Below are 17,704 nucleotides of genomic sequence, written 5' to 3'. Positions count from 1 at the left end.
AAGATAACAAAAAAGATGGACAAACTTCGTCCATCTTTTAACTTTTTTTGAATTATTTTAGAAAAACTCATCAAACAGACTCAACTGGTTATCCTCGGGCATATTTCCTAGAATACCCATGTCGTCCATTTTTTCGACTAGGGTGCTAGAGAGGCCGCCGCGTTTGCGGAGTTCTGTCTTAGAGAGAAATTCGCCTTCTTCGCGCGCTCTGACTACTTGGCGGGCAACGTTGTCACCCAGACCGTCCATAGCGGAGAATGGTGGAATAAGGGTATCTCCTTCGATGAGAAACTCAGTTGCATGGCTCTTGTAGAGATCTAACTTTCCGAATTTGAAACCCCGCTCCAGCATTTCATTGACGATTTCCAAGGTTGTATAAAGGTCAATTTCTACATTGGAGGCTTCGTTGTTCTTACGCTTCTCAGCGATTTCGTTCATCCGACGCTTGACGGCATCAAGTCCGCCACTCATGGTCTTGATATCAAAGGCCTTAGCCCGGATGGAGAAATAAGCACAGTAGTAATAAATCGGATGATGCACCTTGAAGTAGGCCACCCGCAGGGCCATCATAACATAGGCTGCCGCATGGGCCTTGGGGAACATGTACTTGATCTTTCCACAGGACTCGATGTACCACTCTGGCACATTGTTTTCCTTCATGGCTGCGATGTAGCCATTGCGCTCTTCTTCAGAAATCTTCAGCCAAAGGCCCTTCCGCACGCGCTCCATGATCGTAAAGGCCATCTTAGGATCCAAGCCCTTGTGCATGAGGTAAACCATGATGTCGTCCCGACAGCCGATAACGGTGGATAGGTCAGCAATCCCTTGCTTAATCAAGTCCTGAGCATTGCCCAGCCAAACGTCCGTACCATGAGAGAGACCAGATAGCTGTAAGAGCTCGGCAAAAGTTGTCGGATGGGTCTCATCAACCATGCCCCGTACAAAATTAGTCCCAAACTCCGGAATCCCCAGCATACCAGTCGGCGTGCCGATTTGCTCCTGAGTCACTCCCAGAATGTCTGTTCCAGAAAAGAGGGCCATGACGCCAGCATCATCCATAGGAATGTCATTAGGATCAATGCCAGACAAGTCCTGAAGCTTCCGAATCATGGTCGGATCATCGTGTCCCAGAACGTCTAGCTTGAGGACATTTTCATCGATATCGTGGAAGTTGAAGTGGGTGGTCTGCCACTCGGCCGTCACATCATCAGCTGGATATTGGACCGGTGTAAAGTCATAAACATCCATGTAGTTAGGGATAACAACGATTCCGCCCGGGTGTTGTCCAGTCGTCCGCTTAACTCCGGCAGCTCCCTGCGCCAGCCGCTCAACTTCTGCGTCCCGGTAGAACTTCCCGTAGTCGCGCTCATAGCCCTTGACAAATCCATAGGCCGTCTTAGCCGCAACGGTACCAACGGTCCCAGCCCGAAAGGCATACTCCGCACCAAAGATATCCCGCACGTCCAAATGGGCGCTCGGCTGATCCTCTCCGGAGAAGTTCAAGTCAATATCGGGTACCTTGTCCCCATCAAATCCAAGGAAGGTCTCAAATGGAATATCCTGACCGTTCTTGCTCAGCTTGTGACCGCACTCTGGACAGTCCTTATCCGGCATATCAAAGCCTGAACCATAGGAGCCATCCGTGATGAACTCGCTGTATTGGCATGTGCCACAGACATAGTGAGGCGACAGAGGATTAACCTCGGTAATCCCAATCATGGTCGCAACAAAGCTGGATCCGACAGACCCCCGCGAACCTACCAGATAGCCCCGCTCGTTGGAGCGTTGCACCAGCATCTGCGAAGCCAAGTAAATCACGGCAAATCCATTCCCCAAGATGGAGGTCAGCTCTTTTTCGATCCTCAAGTCCACGATATCAGGTAGCGGATTGCCATAAATCTCAAAGGCTTTTTGATAGGTCAGCTCAGCAACCGTCTCCTCGGCCTTGTCAATGAAAGGCGTATAGAGGTCGCCTTTGACTACCTCTACCGGCTCAAAGGTCTCCGCCAGCTGATTGGGATTGGTGATGACCAGCTTCTTAGCCAAGTCCTCGCCTAGAAAGGCAAATTCGTCCAGCATCTCATTGGTGGTCCGGAAGTGAGCCTTAGGAAGCGGAGCCGGTTGGGCATTTTCACCGTGACCGATGGTCCGGTTAATCATGGCTCCCTGACCTAGACTCCGAACGATAATCTCGCGATAAATTTCTTCTTCCGGCTCGATATAGTGGACGTTCCCCGTCGCAAGGACGGGCTTGCCTAAGCGATCTCCGACTTCAATCAGATTGCGAATAATGGTCTGCAGTTCTTCCTGGTCTTTAATCTGCTCCTTGGCAATCAGTGGCTCATAGATAGCCGGCGGCATGACCTCAATAAAGTCATAATACTTGGCTACTTCGACAGCTGCATCCACCCCCTGAGAGACAACGGCGTCATAGACTTCACCTTCTGAACAGGCTGAGCCTAAAATCAGGCCTTCTCGATGGGCATCCAGCACGGTCCGTGGAATCCGAGGGACACCTTCGAAATACTTAGTATTGGACAGACTGACTAACTTGAAAATATTCTTGAGCCCCGTCTGATTTTTCACATAAATGGTCGCATGCTTGACCCGAGCCTTCTTGTAAGAATTCTCATCGACCAGATCCGTATTCAAATCCTTGAGATTGGTCACACCATGCTTTTCAGCCACATCCTTGATAAAGATAAAGAGGAGACGACCCGTCGCTTCTGCGTCATAGTTGGCCATATGGTGGTGCTCCAGAGCAATCTGGAAACGCTTGGTCAAAGGCCCCAGACCATGGCGCTTGTACTCTGGATAGAGGTTGCGGGCAAATTCCAGCGTGTCAATAACTGGCTGATTGATTTTCGGCAGGCCATGACGCTCATAGTTGACATTCATAAAGCCCACGTCAAAGGTAGCATTATGGGCAACGAGGACACTGTCCTGACAAAATTCCTGAAACTCTTTCAGCACCTGCTCCAGTGGTTTGGCATTGCGGACATGCTCATCTGTAATCCCGGTCAAGTCCGTCGTAAAGGCCGAAAGAGGATGCCCAGGATTGATAAACTCATCAAACTCAGCGACGATATTACCCTTATGCATCTTACTGGCCGCAACTTGAATCAAGTCATTGTAGACCGCCGAAAGGCCTGTCGTTTCCACGTCAAAGACTACATAGGTCGCATCGCTCAGCTCCATGTCCACTTCATTGTAGACGATAGGAACCCTGTCTTCTACAATATTGGCCTCCATACCGTAAATCAGCTGGATACCAGCTTTCTTGGCAGCCTTGTAGCCATGGGGAAAGCTCTGCACATTGCCATGGTCGGTAATGGCGACAGCCTTGTGGCCCCACTTGGCAGCCGTTGCCACGATTTCCTCCACCTCAGGCAGGGCATCCATAGTAGACATATTGGTATGGGCGTGAAACTCAACCCGCTTCTGGCCCTCAGGCATCAAGTCTTTGCGCTCATAGTGAGTAACGGCCTGCACATCCTGCACATTCATGGTCAGGTCGCGGGTAAAATTGTTCATCTCCACATTTCCCCGCACGCGCAGCCAGGCGCCTTTCTTAATCATGTCAAACTTCTTGGCTTCTTCTTCATTTTTCATCCATTTCTGCAAGGAAAAGCTAGAAGTGTAGTCTGTCATCTTGAAATTGAGCAGGACTCGGCCAGTCCGAGTAACTTTCTGCTCTAGGTCAAAGACCATTCCCTCAAAGACCAGACGATTCTCCTCAGTCTGAACTTCAATCATCGGGGTAATCTCTGCCTTGTCTAGCTTTGGTTTAGCCGCAGCCTTACGAGCTTGGAAGTCATAGGCTGGCTTTTCCTCTGGCGGTGGTGCCATCTGCTGCAGGGATTCCATGGCTTTGAGCGCTTCTTCATTGGCCGCCTGGACAATCTTATCATTCTCCGCCTGGAAATTCTCCGCTTGCTGCTGGGTCAGCTCATCGCTGTGCTGAACTTGACAAGTCAGCTGAGGAAAGCCGTACTTGACCAGCTGCTGGCTGAGATTGGGCAGGTGATTCTTGCGAAAATGCTCCGTATCAATGGTTGAAGCTCCCTCAATCAACAGCTTGTCCCCATCCATATGAACCCGCAAATCCTGATACAGACTCTTGAAGCCATGGCTGGCACATGGACCTTCCTCAAAGGCCAACTGGTAATATGCCTGCAAGAGCTCATCCGATACCTGAGGAGCCTGACAGTGAATTTCAAAAACGGCTTGATTGCCCGTCTTAGAAAACTCTTGAGCTAAGCGCTTCTGCAATTCCCGAAAAATCTCAATGGGCAGAATATTCGTAAAAGAAAAATGAAACTCCCAGACCCGACTGACCTTGTGGACCAGAACCTTCTCAATTTCAGCATTCAAAAAGGCCTCTGAATTTCTCATTTCCAGTGGCATATCCAGCTGATGCATTAAAATTTCAAACTTGTTTGACATGACATTTCCTCGTACAGTAGTGACCCTATTTTACCATAAATCAGCACTTTTTTCGACAGAAAAAGAATAGGGCAAAGTGCGAGTCTTACACAATTATCAAGACATTCTTCCTGGAGATAAGTTATGATATAATAGAACAAAAACATTTATCAAAAGGAGTCTTAATTGTGAAGAAAATTTTACTAGCCAGCGCCTGTCTGCTGACCCTGACTGCCTGTAGTATGCCTAATCAGCATAAGCAAGAAAACAAGCCCAAGCAAAATCAGAGTCAAAGCAAAGCCAAAGAAGAAGAAAAAGTGAAGACGAAAACTTTTTCTAAAAAAATCGATGAGCATTATACCAATTCAATCAAGTTTTTCTATACAAAAGACAAGATTGTATCTTTTCAACTCATCGCTAGCCAAACTATCTCTGAAGAAAATCAAAAGATGAGCGTCGAAGAATTAACAAAATTCTATAGCGAATATGCTCAGAAAAATTCTACGATAGAAAACAAGGAAACGTTAAAGGGGCTTGAAATTCACGTTGAGATTTCCGAAGACAAGAAAATAGCTTCAGCAATTTTTGACTTTGACCTCAGCAAAATAGATCAAGAACAGCTGATTCAGTCCACAGGTGGTTCTGATGGCGAACAAACTGTCTTTAATAAACTCCAAGATAAACCCGAAGAGGTCTTTAACTTTATGAGAGAGCAAGGTTTGACAGAAGAATAAAAAAGCATTCTGAGTGATTTAACTTTATAGTTAATGCTCAGAAGGCTTTTCTGTTTATTTTTAAATCCTAAAGGGGCAATATGCTATCTTAAAACCGCTTCCGCTAAGGCTTTTTGGATAGCGATGACACTGCGGTCGCTGGTAAATTGCAGGACTTCTGCTGGCTCTTGAGCGCTGGAAACCCAGATTTTCAGCTCAGCATCTAAGTCGAAATGCCCAGCTGTTTCTACTGAGAAGCGACTGATAGAGCGATAAGGAAAAGACTTATAAGAAGTCTTTTTGCCAGTCATTCCCTGCTTGTCGACCAAGATTAAACGCTTATCTGTAAAGACAATCAAGTCACGAATGAGGCTAAAAGCCAGTTCTACATTCTCTGTTGTTGTCAGAATATCCTCCAATTGTCTTTCTGTTTTTTCAATATCTTTCTGAGAGGCATTGCCTAATAAACCGCCGAATAATCCCATCAATCGGTCCTCCAATCTATTTTTTCCTACTATAGCATTTTCACCTCCAATAAGCAAAAGAAAACTGCCAGATAAAACTGGCAGTTTGTTTTATTTTGTCAAAATAGACAAGGTTTCTAGCAGATTATCGGCGTGGACTTCAATGGTATCGCCAGTAGCCTTAATCTTAACTTCGACAATGCCTTCTGCAGCTTTCTTACCTACTGTCACACGGATTGGGAGACCAATCAAATCGCTGTCGCTGAACTTAACACCAGCGCGCTCATTGCGATCATCCACCAAGACCTCATAACCAGCACTTAGCAAGTTAGCCTCGATTTGGTCTGTTAGAGCCAAGGCTACCTCGTCCTTGACATTGACCGGAATCAAGTGCACATCAAATGGTGCTAGCTCTTTCGGGAAGTTGATGCCCCAAGCATAGCGGAATTCGCCCTTAGGAGTTTTATTGACAAAGAGACGGGCATGCTGCTCCATAACAGCAGACAGGAGACGGCTGACACCGATACCGTAACAACCCATAATCATCGGTACTGCTCGGCCATTTTCGTCCAAGACATTAGCGTTCATGCTGTCAGAGTAGCGAGTTCCCAGCTTAAAGATATGCCCAATCTCAATCCCGCGAGCAAACTTGAGGACACCTTGGCCGTCTGGCGAAATCTCACCTTCACGAACTTCACGGATATCCACATACTCAGCGGTAAAGTCACGGCCTGGATTGACACCGGTCAAGTGGTAACCATCTTCGTTAGCGCCAACCACAGCGTTAGCCAGGTCTTGCACCTTACGATCAGCGATGATTCTCACGCCTTCTGGCAGATTGACTGGCCCTAGTGAGCCAAAACCTGCTCCCAAGAGCTGACGGACTTCATCCTCACTCGCCACATCAAAGAAATCCGCCGCTAAATGATTTTTCAGCTTGACTTCATTAAGCTGGTCATTGCCGACCAAAAGTGCTACGACAGGAGCTTCGTCAGCCATGTAAACCAAGGTCTTGATTGTCTGGCTTTCATCCAGCCCAAGGAAAGCAGCAACTTCGTCAATGGTCTTGCAGTCAGGCGTTGAGACACGGGCTACTTCTTCATCAGTCACGACACGTCCTGCCGGCTTGTATTCATCCGTCGCCATTTCAAGGTTGGCAGCATAGCTGGACTCACTGGAATAAGCAATGGTATCCTCACCAGATACCATCCAGCTGGTCAATTCTGTCCGAATAGCTTCCTGAACATCCTCAGGAATTTCATCAAAGCTAGCTACAGACTTGTCCAAAACCACCCAACGGTTCACATCCGTCCGGTCTGGCGTAATGGCCATGAATTCTTGACTGTCCTTACCCCCCATGGCGCCGCCATCACCGATAATGGCTTTGAAATCCAGCTCGCTGCGGGTAAAGATTTTCTCATAGGCAGACTTGTATTCATCATAGGCCACATCCAAGCTGTCATAGTTAGCGTGGAAACTGTAGGCATCTTTCATGATAAACTCACGCGTCCGCAAGAGCCCGTTACGAGGACGCTTTTCATCACGGTATTTAGGCTGAATCTGATAGAGATTGAGTGGCAGCTGTTTATAGGATTTAACCGAATCACGAACGATAGCTGTAAAGGTTTCCTCATGGGTTGGCCCTAAGATAAAGTCTGATTTCTCACGATTTTTCAGCTTATAGAGGTCTTCACCATAGGTCTCATAACGGCCAGACTCGCGCCAGAGGTCTGCACTGAGCAGGGCTGGAGCCAGCATCTCCACTGCACCAATCTTGTCAAACTCTTCTCGCATGATTTTTTTTGCTTTTTCAATCACACGATTGGCCAGCGGCAGATAAGAATAGACCCCAGCTGAAACCTGACGGACATAGCCAGCCCGCAGCATCAGAGCGTGACTGATAACTTGAGCATCGCTAGGCATCTCACGCAGGGTTGGAATTAACATTTTACTTTGCTTCATAAAAACAAAACTCCTTGACTTTCATTGAATAATTTCTTTTTCATGGCTCTATGAGCTTCGGGCTCTTAGAAGAATAATTTCATAATATCGTTCCAAGTAACGGCTATCATCAGAATAACCATAATAGCCACTCCAGACAGAGTGATATAGGTCTCAGTTTCTCTTTTCAGAGGTTTTCTGCGGATAGCCTCCAGAATATTGAGGACGATTTTTCCGCCGTCCAAGGCTGGAATAGGAATCAGGTTGAAAATACCGATATTGAGCGACAGCATGGCCAAGAGGCTGAGTACTGCTGGCAAGCCTTGCTCTGCAGCCTGACTGCTGAAATTGTAAATAGCGACCGGACCGCCCAGCTTATTGATATTGAAGTTGAAGATGATATCTTTCAGAGCTGACAAAATACGAACCGTGGTAGACCAAGCTGCAGTAAATCCGCCAATGACCTTGTCCCAGAAGCCTGTCTTGACCGTTGGAGATACCCCTAGCAGATAACGATTGCCGTCTTTTTTAGGCTGTACGGTAATCTCTTTCGTTTCGCTGCCGTGTTTGTAGGTAACAGACAAGGTCGGCGCTTCCTTGCTCTTGCCTGTGATTTTCGCTAGAGCACTGGTTAGATCCGCCCAGTTGCTAATCTTATAGTCATTAATCTTAAGGATTTGGTCGTTATTTTGAACCCCAGCAGCTGCTATGGCACTACCATCCATGACTTGAAAATGATTGCTGTTTTCATCGCGAACGCCGCCCTGAACAAAGGCCAGCAGCATAAATACCAGGACACTCAGAATGAAGTTATTCATAGGCCCAGCAAAGTTGGTAATAAGACGACCCCAGATACTAGCATTCTGATACTGAACATCCAGCGGTGCAATCCGCACCTCAGTGCCGTCTTCTTCAACAATCGTTGCATCATGATCTACTGCATAAGTCTTGAGCTCGTCAAGAACCAGACCAGTGATTTCCAGCTTTTCCTCAAAGTCAAAGCCAGTCACATTCATGGGCAGAGCTGTCTGGTCAACCTTTTTGCCAGAGAGATTGATACGAACTACCTTGCCCTCTGCATCCAAGCTCAGACTAGCTGGTGTCCCCACCTTAATGTCAGTGGAATCTTCCCCCCAGCCGGCCATACGCACATAGCCCCCCAAGGGTAAAATCCGAATCGTATAGGCCGTCCCGTCTTTACCAATATGGGAGAAAATCTTGGGTCCCATACCGATAGCGAACTCTCTGACCAAAATGCCGGACTTCTTTGCAAAGTAGAAGTGTCCGAACTCATGGACCACCACAATGATCCCAAAAATAATAATAAAGGTTATAAACTGCATGGACTTCTATATTTTACCTTTCCTAGAAATCTTATTTTTTCTTTAAATCAAAGAAGGAGCAGAAAACGGCCAAATACCGAGCTTCCCGCCCCTGCATAGCTGACACTTTTGAAAATAGGGTAGAAGCTCCTCTCAAAATTTTGAACTCCAAATCCTAGTTCCTTCTCAGATTGTGAGGTCGTTGGACAAGCTTGTCATCCCTTGCTTTCAGCCATGCACGACTGTCTTAGAACAAGCCGAAGAAATGCATCAGCGGAAAGACGAAGAGAAGGCTGTCAAAGCGATCCAAGACACCGCCGTGGCCAGGAATGAATTTCCCAGAATCCTTGACCCCGAAATGGCGCTTGACTGAGCTTTCGACCAAATCACCTAGCTGGCCTGCAATACTAAAGAGCACTGCCAGAATCAAAAAGACAAAGGCATTGTAAGGAGTCGCCACTTGCGGTCGAACTAACATAAAAATCCCAGTCACTAGAACGGCTGATAGAATGCCGCCCAGGCTTCCTTCAATAGTCTTATTAGGGGAAACTCTTGGCGCCAGCTTTCTTTTACCGAAACGCACCCCGACCAGATAAGCTCCGCTGTCAGTAGCCCAGACGATAAAGAGAGCTAGCAGGACCTTGTCAATATTCATCAAGCGGGCATCAATCAAGGCATTAAAACCAAGACCGACATAAAAACTAGCTGCAATCGGATAGGCCGCATCTTCAAAAGTATAGTTGGAACCTAGAACAGTCGAAATCAACAGAAGGAAGACGACCAAGCCATAGGCCACGACATTGCCGTCGACCGGCAGAAACTTCAGATAGTTTTCCAGGGGCAGGGTTAGGACAAAGGCTGCCAGCATGGCTAAGACACCTTCGATGGTCGCTGTCGGCAGACCTTTCATTTGGAGAAATTCATGCACCGCCAGCATAGCCAGCAGCCCTACAAAAATCTGAAAGATAACTCCCCCAGTCAATACCAGAGGAATAAAAATAGCAAGAGCGATTCCTCCAAAGATTAGACGTTTTTGTAAATTTTTACTCATACTCTTTTACTTTCTCCCTTAAACACCGCCAAAGCGTCGATTCCGACGGCTGTATTCTGCAATTGCAGCCTTCAAAGCCTTCTCATCAAAGTCAGGCCATAGAATATCCGTAAAATACAGCTCACTGTAGGCTGACTGCCAAGGCAGAAAATTGCTGAGACGCAGCTCTCCACTGGTCCGAATCACCAGATCTGGATCGCGCAGCATCTTAGGCAAGTTGCTGGTATAGAGGTAGTTGCCAATGACTTCCTCAGTAATGTCACCGGGACTGAGTTTGGCATCCAAAACATCCTGAGCAATCAGTTTAACCGCCTGATTGATCTCATATCGGCCACCGTAATTTAGAGCAAAATTGAGAATCAAACCTGTATTGAGCTTGGTCAGGCTTTCAGCCTTTTCCAAAGCTTCAAATGTCGCCTTAGGAAGCTTAGCCGTATCACCAATCATCTGGATTTTTACATTGTTCTTGTGCAGCTCCGGCACATAGCGATCGTAAAATTCAACCGGCAGATTCATAATAAAAGAAACTTCCTTTTCCGGCCGAGACCAATTTTCCGTTGAAAAGGCATAGACAGTCAAGACCTGAACACCCATTTCCTTGGCAGCAATCGTCACCCTTTGCAAGGTTTCCATGCCAGCCTTATGACCGAACACGCGCGGCTGCATCCTTTTTTTGGCCCAGCGGCCGTTGCCATCCATAATGACAGCAATGTGTTTGGGAACATTCAGCGGTGCGTTCAGCTTTTCTTTTTTCTTAAAACTAAACATACTTTTTATCCTATTTAAAGTTTTGTCAGTTCATTATATCATAAATCCTTGGAATGTGGGCAATTCATCCGCTTTTTCAAACCCGAGGATATAAAATAAGGACAGAATGTCAACCAGAGAATCCAAACTCACCCAGCCTGTCCAAACTGCGAGGCAGATAAAGTTGCAATCAAACACCTCCTAGCTACATGAACCAAAACAAAAAAACAGCCCGCAAGCTGTTTATTTCTTTACTCTTCAATCGCTGATTCTTCCTCAGGAACGTCAACGCTTCCTTCACCGCCAGCAACAGCAGGAATGCCCTCAGTCAATGGCAGCACAGTCTTAATAGCTGTCAGTTCAAAGGTCAGGTAAACACCGTCCACATCCAGAACAACTGTTTTCTTGTCTGTGTCTACTTCATCTACTGTCCCGTATAAACCGCCGATGGTAATGACTTCATAACCCTTTTGCAGCTTGTTAAGGCTTTCCATACGCTGCTGAGCCTGTTTCTTTTGAGTACGCATTTGGAAATAAGTCATCCCTACCAGTACAACCGCAAATACAATAAGCATAATTGGATTCATATCTTTTCTCCTTCGAATGTCATATATGAACTACTATAGCAGATTTCCCTTATTTTTACAAGACGATTCTGACTTTTCAGGCAAAGTCCGTCTCAAGTCGGATGAAGCATGACTGGCCTAACGACATTTTTTAAAAAGTAAAAATCAGGATGACTAACACCCTGATTTTATGTCTTTTTATTTAAGATTTTTAACAACTTCTGCTACATGCTCAACTGTAAAGCCATATTCTTCCAGAACCTTGCCTGCCGGAGCAGATGCACCGAACTGATCGATTCCGATAACTGCACCGTCTAGACCGATATACTTGTACCAAGGCTGGCTAGCTGCCATCTCGATCGCTACACGGCGACGAACTGCATTTGGCAGAATTTCTTCTTTGTAGGCTGCATCTTGAGCATCAAAAAGCTCTGTTGATGGCACGCTGACCACGCGAATTTTAGCGCCTTCTTCTGCAAGTGCTTTAGCAGCTGCAACAGCCAAATTAACCTCAGAACCAGAAGCCAGCAAGATGGTATCGAAATCTGCTCCTGTTTCGTAGACCACATAAGCACCTTTAGCTACCTTGTCAAAGTTTGTGCCTTCTTCGACTGTCAGATTTTGACGGGTCAAGACCAGAGCAGTCGGAGTGGATTGGCTCTTAAGGGCCAGATACCAAGCTGCCTGAGTTTCACGCGCATCTGCTGGGCGGAAAACAGTCAGGTTTGGAATGGCACGCAGACCAGCCAAATGCTCAATCGGCTCGTGAGTTGGTCCATCTTCACCAACTGCAATAGAGTCGTGCGTGAAGACATAAGTCACTGGCAAGCCTTGAAGGGCAGACAAACGGACAGCTGCCTTGACATAGTCTGAGAAGACGAAGAAGGTACCACCGTAAACGCGAAGACCACCATGAAGCGCCATACCGTTGAGAATTGTTCCCATAGCAAACTCGCGCACACCAAATTGGATATTGCGGTTGAGACGGTGGGCATCATCTTGCAGGCCATCCTCCTTGATATAGGTCATATTGGAGTGAGCCAAGTCAGCAGAACCACCGAGGAAAGTCGGAAGCACCTTAGCTGCTGCATTGAGGGCATCCTGACTGGAATTACGAGTCGCTTGAGAGAAGCCATTTTCAAGCACTGGGAAGTCTTCTGGTTTGATTTCTACTGGATCCTGACCAGCAATGATAGCTGCTACTTCTGCTGCCAATTCTGGATGGGCTTGCTTGTAGTCCTCTACCAGCTGTTTCCAAGCATCGTATGCCGCTGCACCACGCTCTGCCACATTTGTACGGTAATCTGCATAGACTTCCTCAGGAATCTCAAATGGAGCATAGTCCCAGCCCAAGGCTTTACGAGTAGCTTCAGCTTCTTCTGCTCCCAGAGGCGCACCGTGCACTGCATTCGTTCCTTGCTTGTTTGGAGAACCGTAACCGATAACCGTCTTGACTTCAATCAAAGATGGTTTGCCGGAAGCTTTAGCTTCATTGATAGCTGCATCAATCGCTGCAAGGTCTGTTCCGTCTTCCACCAAGGCAGTATGCCAACCATAGGCTTCATAGCGGGCACGAACATCTTCTGTAAAGGAATCCTTGGTCTCTCCATCTAGGTTGATATCATTTGAATCATAGAGAACAACCAGCTTGTCCAGCTTTTGTAGGCCAGCATAAGAAGCAGCTTCAGCTGAAACCCCCTCCATCAAATCGCCATCACCACAGATGACATAAGTGTAATGGTCGAAAATTGGGTAGCCTTCACGGTTATACTTAGCAGCCAAGAAACGCTCTGCCTGAGCAAATCCAGTAGCTGTAGAAATACCCTGTCCCAGTGGACCAGTAGTGGCATCAACACCAGCTGTGTGGCCAAACTCTGGGTGACCTGGTGTCTTAGAACCCCATTGGCGGAAGTTTTTGATTTCCTCCATGCTGACATCTTTAAAGCCAGACAGATGAAGCAAGGCATAAAGCAGCATAGAACCATGTCCTGCAGACAGGACGAAGCGATCGCGGTTAATCCAGTTTGGCTCTTCTGGATTGATACGCAATTGTTTAGTAAACAAGTCATAAGCCATCGGCGCAGCGCCCATGACTACGCCAGGGTGACCTGACTTAGACTTTTCAATCGCGTCAATCCCTAAAAAGCGAATGGCATTAACTGATAATTGTGACATTGGATTCTCCTTATTTTTACTAAAATCTGTCCTGACATCAGAACAGGATAAACAATGGTCGTAGAAACGATAAAAATTGTCTCATATCTATTATAAGAAAATTATCCCTATATCGCAAGATAGGGATAATCTCATCTTTTTATAGATTTATTATAAATCTTGAAAACGATAATAAAAAGACCAAGAATTACACAGGTGACTGTTCACTCTTGGACTGTCAAAAAAATCTGCCCCTAAGGACAGATAAAAAGTAAGAAAGTGAGCATCGCTGCTCCTACGTCCGACTGTGCCTCTGGCTTGTCTCATTAAGTTTTTTCAGAACGTAGTTTTCGCTTACGCTCAAACTGCATCAATGCCTCTAAGCTCTGCTCGACTCTACGAGCTGGCAATCGCTAAGAAATTAGCGGAACCTAGACTTCGCTTCCGTTCAGTCTGCATCAATGCCTCTAAATTCGACTGCGCCCACGGCTTGTCTCATTAAGTTTTTACAGAACGTAGTTCTCGCTAACGCTCAAACTGCATCTATGCCTCTAAACTCTGCTCGACTCTGCGAGCCGGCAATCGCTAAGAAATTAGCGGAACGTAGACTTCGCTTACGCTCAGTCTGCATCAATGCCTCTAAATTCGACTGCGCCCACGGCTTGTCTCATTAAGAGGCATAGAAAAACCCAGCTATCCAAATGGTTAGCTGGGTTAGGTTTGAGCTACATCATAGTTTTAGACTATCCTGCGGCCTTTTGATGAATAGTGATGCCATATTTTTCATGGTTTTCTTCATACCAATTAATTAAGGCCATCGCAGTTTGATAAGTAATGTTCTTAATTTTGCTGGTCCCTTTAGTTAAGGTCAGGATACTCATCTTGCTGATGTTTGCATCCGTCGCAATTCGATAACTAGTTAAGGTTCCATTAACTAACAACTGAACAACAGCCTCGACTTTCCTATAGTCGGGCATGGTTGTAATATCCAACTTTTTCATAATTAAATCCTCTCCTAAAATTTAATTTACTAATCCATTATACACTTTTTTCTGACATTTACATATATAAAAACTTGAAAATGTACAAAAAAATTAGAACATAATTCGTTGAAATGTCAACTTTTTATGTTTTATCTCCATTATCTAAAAAATTTAAAATGCCCACTTGTCATTTGCTGTCTTCCTCCAAATTATCTAAACATTTTTTAGAAGCCTAAATCATGCTAATTCAGATTATGTGAGTGTCATCCAACAGTTTTTTTAAATTTTCTGAAAACTGATGAAATACAGCATTGCGTTCTCGCATTTTACACTAGTCTGCTTTAGAGTTTTCAAGAAAAACTTAAAAAATTTAGAGGAAAATAGCAATGTTAACCTTTCTAAAAAGTAAGCAGCCTCATGAAGCCAGTATGTTAGTCTATCAGAGAGAACGGCAGTATCTAGAAGAAAACAAAGAACAGATGACAAGTGATAGTTCTTATGCCCTTGCAAGTATTTCCAAATTATGAAATGGAGCACCAAGCCAATAGAAAGGTTTTGATAGAAGACTTGTATAAGGCTTATCAGCTCTTTCGCTGCTGCAGGAGCTTGTTCAAATGACAAAATCCGCCTCGCTAGAACGAGACGGATGTAGCTGTGCATTAAGGTGACTGAGATTTAGACTTCTGCTCCAGCCTCTTGGCTGAGGGGCTGTCTTTTCTGACCAGATAAAGGCTCTCCTTGGAATTGGTCGGATCCTCCTTGAGCTTGAGCATGAGCAAATCCCCATTGTGGACATAGCTGTAAAATTTAGACCCTAGCCGGATACTGCCGGCCTTGCGGTCAATGCTTCCCTTCTCTTCCAGACCCTCTTTATAGAAGGTGACTTGCTGGTCTCTGAGATTCAGAATCGTTTCCTTGTCCAAGCCACTGAAGCCGTCTGCCCCATCCTCAATCTGGCGGTAATACACTCCGTCCAGACTGGCCTCATTCAGGCTGGCAAAGAGGAAGAGAGCTCCAAAAGCTAAAGCAAGGAGGACCAGGCCAGAGAAAATAATTGTCTTACGCTTCATCTGCCGCTCCTGCTCTTTCCGGGACGGTCAGCCTGGGATAGGGGATATCAGCTATCAGCTCGTCATAACGCTGGAGCAAATCTTGAAAAGTCACATCTACATAACCAACAAAGACCAGCCGCTCAATATCTTCTTTATTAAAAAAGATTAATTCTTTTCCCGTCAGACCGGAGGGCAGGGTTACTGCCCCAAAGTCAAAGTAGCCGGTCTGTCCGTCAAGGGTCGTCACAGGAAACTGGCTGACAATCATCAGGGGTTGAGAACTACCCTTAACCATGACTACACTTCCGATAGGTAATTGTTGCTTCATCAAAGTCTCCTTTCTCCTTAAGCCAGAGCAAGCGCTGGGAGGGCGACTACAGGAGCTACTGTCACTGCAACTACTACAGCTGCAACTTCCAGACCATTCACGGTTTGCGCCCCCGTTTCAACCGAATTCACCGTTTTATTTCCATTCGAGTCTTTACTGATGTTCGAGTCGACGCCATAGACTCCAACCATACCATTCCAGATATCAGTAGATACTTTAAGACCGGCCGCAGTATCGTGCTGCTCTGTTCCAGCATGTAGAGAAAGATTAATCTCCGGCATAGGGAGCCAACCTGTGTCTGTATTTAAGCCAACACTGCCATTGACACCAATATGATAGCCACCGACACTGATTTGAGGACTGGCATTCAGCTTCCAGTCACTGGCATCTATATCAACAGAAGCCACACCCAAATCTACAGCTACTCCATTAAAAATACCATTATTTGTCTTGTACTTGAAAATACCAGGATCGTCTTCTTCCACAGTTGTCGAGTATTTGGCATAGGTACTATATAACCAGCCTGTACTCCAGTCAGTCTTTTTGGAGTGTTCCAGGGTATTGGTATGACCAAAAAGAAAGTCCCAAAAGCCCGATGAACCACCGCTACTACCAGCAGCCTGTTTGGCAGCAGGCATAGCTACTGTTTGGGCACCAGTTTGATTGCCTGCTTGCTTCATAAAGCCCAGCATAGCCCCAGCCCACAGCCCATTGAAAGCAGCCTGCGAGAGACTACCAGAAGCCTGATCTGCCTTGGCCTGGTCCAGTCTTGCCTTGAGGATGGGATCAGCCTGCTGGACCGCTTCTTCCAGATGGCTGCGGAGGGCCTGCGGAATGTTCCGGCTGGGATAGCGCTCTAGATAGGCCTGGACAGCCTGGATATCCTCCGGAGTCAGCTCTTCACCGCTGTCTAGCTTATCCATGACCTTTTGAAAGGCAGCTTCAACTGCTTTTTTGCTCTCCCAAGCTGTTTCAACAGTCTGGGTCCAGGTCATCCTGTCCGGACTAGGCAGGACAAAGCTGCCGTTAAAGTTTGCAAAGCCTTCTGTCATCAGGCTCAGAGCTTGGTCCAAAGCAGCAGCCAGCCCCGGCAGATTGTCGAAAATGGTGGCCGACGATGAATAAAAGGCCAGCAGTTTATTTAGCTTGTCCTGCAATTCATGACGTTTGTCCTGAGCTGCTGTAATGGCATTCTGGATGCTGCTTTTGGTAGAATCAGCTACATCCTTCTGTTTATTGGCCTCGGTCAGAGCCTGATTTTGGCTGTCAATGGTCTGATCATAAGAAGCAATTTGACTCTCCAGGACATCCTGATCCAAACTCTCTTCTGCCACCTCACTGACATAACGGCTGGGCAGATCGCTGCCAGCCTTAACCAACTCTTCTTCAAAGAGAATCGCTGCCTTAAAGAGGGGAAGAAACATCCCCTGACAGTAGGTTTTAGCACTGTCATATGCTGTTCCGGTCAGCCCGCTTTCCCCTACAAAATTTTCCATGGCCTGCATGGCAGATTCATAAGCCGCGATCCTCACCTGGCCGGCAGTAGCCATTGACCCTGCCTGCTGGTTGGAAGCAGGGAGTTCCATCTTAGCGCCCATATCCAGCCTCCTTTTCTTCTGCTTCTAGGGCTTGTCTATACTGCCCCTGGATGGTCTCAATTTGACGGTCTAGCTTTTTTCTTTCCTTATCCAGCCGATCCTGACCATCCTGGATATCCAAATCCAGCAGTCGGTGACTGTGCTCAACCAAACCCATAATATCATAAAAATCCTGACTGTCCTTGGCCGTTAAGGGCAAATAATTCAGCTCTCTTAAAGCCGAAAGTCCCCGGTCATAGAGATAGTCCATATCCTCTTCAAAACGGTCTAGACGACGCTTTTGCTCCTCAGCCTTATCCAGCTTTTCAAAAGCCCGCAGGCGTTCGGCAGCCAGAGTTTGGGAATTCTTCATACTACTTC

General features: G+C 46.4%; 15 protein-coding genes. 2 read left to right on the top strand and 13 right to left on the bottom strand.

All coding sequences use genetic code 11. The annotated features are described in order from the left end of the window. Window positions 1-57: 57 nt before the first annotated feature. Window positions 58-4,446 (bottom strand): PolC-type DNA polymerase III, encoded by a 4,389-nt coding sequence (locus FKX92_RS06335; RefSeq protein WP_125378738.1) that lies wholly within the window; start codon window positions 4,444-4,446, stop codon window positions 58-60. Window positions 4,447-4,613: 167 nt separating this feature from the next. On the opposite strand from FKX92_RS06335, the gene FKX92_RS06330 reads away from it, so the two are divergent. Further along, on the top strand, window positions 4,614-5,159 hold the full coding sequence (locus FKX92_RS06330) for a DUF1307 domain-containing protein (protein WP_149565832.1): 546 nt from the start codon (window positions 4,614-4,616) through the stop codon (window positions 5,157-5,159). An 83-nt stretch (window positions 5,160-5,242) separates the two neighbouring features. On the opposite strand, the gene FKX92_RS06325 is transcribed toward FKX92_RS06330, so the two are convergent. The 8 genes from FKX92_RS06325 to FKX92_RS06285 all read right to left on the bottom strand — a co-directional run bounded on the left by FKX92_RS06325 (window position 5,243) and on the right by FKX92_RS06285 (window position 14,384). Then, complete coding sequence (locus tag FKX92_RS06325) at window positions 5,243-5,623, bottom strand: PH domain-containing protein (RefSeq protein WP_032916189.1); 381 nt, start codon at window positions 5,621-5,623, stop codon at window positions 5,243-5,245. 90 nt (window positions 5,624-5,713) lie between these two features. Next, on the bottom strand, window positions 5,714-7,564 hold the full coding sequence (locus FKX92_RS06320) for a proline--tRNA ligase (protein ID WP_149565831.1): 1,851 nt from the start codon (window positions 7,562-7,564) through the stop codon (window positions 5,714-5,716). 65 nt (window positions 7,565-7,629) lie between these two features. Beyond that, window positions 7,630-8,886, bottom strand: coding sequence for an RIP metalloprotease RseP (gene rseP / locus FKX92_RS06315; protein ID WP_149565830.1), 1,257 nt, complete (start codon window positions 8,884-8,886; stop codon window positions 7,630-7,632). Between the two features lie 226 nt (window positions 8,887-9,112). Next, window positions 9,113-9,916 carry a phosphatidate cytidylyltransferase gene (locus FKX92_RS06305; protein WP_002905403.1) on the bottom strand — a complete coding sequence of 268 codons (804 nt, stop codon included), beginning with the start codon at window positions 9,914-9,916 and terminating at the stop codon, window positions 9,113-9,115. Between the two features lie 18 nt (window positions 9,917-9,934). Next, window positions 9,935-10,684: an isoprenyl transferase gene (locus tag FKX92_RS06300; protein ID WP_002907966.1), complete on the bottom strand. Its 750-nt coding sequence runs from the start codon at window positions 10,682-10,684 to the stop codon at window positions 9,935-9,937. A gap of 230 nt (window positions 10,685-10,914) precedes the next feature. After that, window positions 10,915-11,250: a preprotein translocase subunit YajC gene (gene yajC / locus FKX92_RS06295; RefSeq protein WP_002920276.1), complete on the bottom strand. Its 336-nt coding sequence runs from the start codon at window positions 11,248-11,250 to the stop codon at window positions 10,915-10,917. Window positions 11,251-11,427: 177 nt separating this feature from the next. Then, entirely contained in the window at window positions 11,428-13,404 is a 1,977-nt protein-coding gene (gene tkt, locus FKX92_RS06290; protein WP_149565829.1) for a transketolase, read from the bottom strand. Between the two features lie 722 nt (window positions 13,405-14,126). Then, window positions 14,127-14,384, bottom strand: a complete 258-nt coding sequence (locus FKX92_RS06285; RefSeq protein ID WP_002893837.1) for a hypothetical protein — start codon at window positions 14,382-14,384, stop codon at window positions 14,127-14,129. A 368-nt stretch (window positions 14,385-14,752) separates the two neighbouring features. Here FKX92_RS06285 and FKX92_RS12045 point away from each other — a divergent pair, with 368 nt between their 5' ends. Further along, window positions 14,753-14,893, top strand: coding sequence for a hypothetical protein (locus FKX92_RS12045; RefSeq protein ID WP_173361598.1), 141 nt, complete (start codon window positions 14,753-14,755; stop codon window positions 14,891-14,893). Window positions 14,894-15,025: 132 nt separating this feature from the next. Here the strand turns inward: FKX92_RS12045 and FKX92_RS06275 are convergent, their stop codons facing one another. From FKX92_RS06275 to FKX92_RS06260, 4 genes are read right to left on the bottom strand one after another with little or no spacing between them, the layout of a single operon-like run. Further along, the gene (locus tag FKX92_RS06275) at window positions 15,026-15,436 is read right to left on the bottom strand and encodes a hypothetical protein (protein ID WP_002922449.1); all 411 of its coding nucleotides are present in this window, start codon (window positions 15,434-15,436) and stop codon (window positions 15,026-15,028) included. Then, complete coding sequence (locus tag FKX92_RS06270; RefSeq protein WP_002907960.1) at window positions 15,426-15,746, bottom strand: DUF4176 domain-containing protein; 321 nt, start codon at window positions 15,744-15,746, stop codon at window positions 15,426-15,428. Before FKX92_RS06270 ends, FKX92_RS06275 begins: the two co-directional genes overlap by 11 nt. 17 nt (window positions 15,747-15,763) lie before the next feature. Next, the gene (locus tag FKX92_RS06265; protein WP_149565828.1) at window positions 15,764-17,344 is read right to left on the bottom strand and encodes a virulence protein; all 1,581 of its coding nucleotides are present in this window, start codon (window positions 17,342-17,344) and stop codon (window positions 15,764-15,766) included. Next, window positions 17,334-17,696: an energy transducer TonB gene (locus tag FKX92_RS06260; RefSeq protein ID WP_125407566.1), complete on the bottom strand. Its 363-nt coding sequence runs from the start codon at window positions 17,694-17,696 to the stop codon at window positions 17,334-17,336. The genes FKX92_RS06265 and FKX92_RS06260 overlap by 11 nt, the downstream gene beginning before the upstream one ends. Window positions 17,697-17,704 lie beyond the last annotated feature (8 nt).

The sequence above is a fragment of the Streptococcus sanguinis genome, from assembly GCF_008329445.1.
GTDB classification, from domain to species: Bacteria; Bacillota; Bacilli; order Lactobacillales; family Streptococcaceae; genus Streptococcus; species Streptococcus sanguinis_O.
Note: the sequence above shows the minus strand (reverse complement) of the source record. Positions and strands in the feature narration are given on the sequence as shown.

Excerpts from the sequence above, each read along its gene's own strand:
- FKX92_RS06335 (WP_125378738.1), bottom strand. The coding sequence starts at position 4,446 with ATGTCAAACAAGTTTGAAATTTTAATGCATCAGCTGGATATGCCACTG.
- FKX92_RS06285 (WP_002893837.1), bottom strand. The coding sequence starts at position 14,384 with ATGAAAAAGTTGGATATTACAACCATGCCCGACTATAGGAAAGTCGAG.
- FKX92_RS06325 (WP_032916189.1), bottom strand. The coding sequence starts at position 5,623 with ATGGGATTATTCGGCGGTTTATTAGGCAATGCCTCTCAGAAAGATATT.
- FKX92_RS06265 (WP_149565828.1), bottom strand. The coding sequence starts at position 17,344 with ATGGGCGCTAAGATGGAACTCCCTGCTTCCAACCAGCAGGCAGGGTCA.
- yajC (WP_002920276.1), bottom strand. The coding sequence starts at position 11,250 with ATGAATCCAATTATGCTTATTGTATTTGCGGTTGTACTGGTAGGGATG.
- FKX92_RS06270 (WP_002907960.1), bottom strand. The coding sequence starts at position 15,746 with ATGAAGCAACAATTACCTATCGGAAGTGTAGTCATGGTTAAGGGTAGT.
- FKX92_RS06275 (WP_002922449.1), bottom strand. The coding sequence starts at position 15,436 with ATGAAGCGTAAGACAATTATTTTCTCTGGCCTGGTCCTCCTTGCTTTA.
- rseP (WP_149565830.1), bottom strand. The coding sequence starts at position 8,886 with ATGCAGTTTATAACCTTTATTATTATTTTTGGGATCATTGTGGTGGTC.
- FKX92_RS06320 (WP_149565831.1), bottom strand. The coding sequence starts at position 7,564 with ATGAAGCAAAGTAAAATGTTAATTCCAACCCTGCGTGAGATGCCTAGC.
- FKX92_RS06305 (WP_002905403.1), bottom strand. The coding sequence starts at position 9,916 with ATGAGTAAAAATTTACAAAAACGTCTAATCTTTGGAGGAATCGCTCTT.
- FKX92_RS06260 (WP_125407566.1), bottom strand. The coding sequence starts at position 17,696 with ATGAAGAATTCCCAAACTCTGGCTGCCGAACGCCTGCGGGCTTTTGAA.
- tkt (WP_149565829.1), bottom strand. The coding sequence starts at position 13,404 with ATGTCACAATTATCAGTTAATGCCATTCGCTTTTTAGGGATTGACGCG.
- FKX92_RS06300 (WP_002907966.1), bottom strand. The coding sequence starts at position 10,684 with ATGTTTAGTTTTAAGAAAAAAGAAAAGCTGAACGCACCGCTGAATGTT.
- FKX92_RS12045 (WP_173361598.1), top strand. The coding sequence starts at position 14,753 with ATGTTAACCTTTCTAAAAAGTAAGCAGCCTCATGAAGCCAGTATGTTA.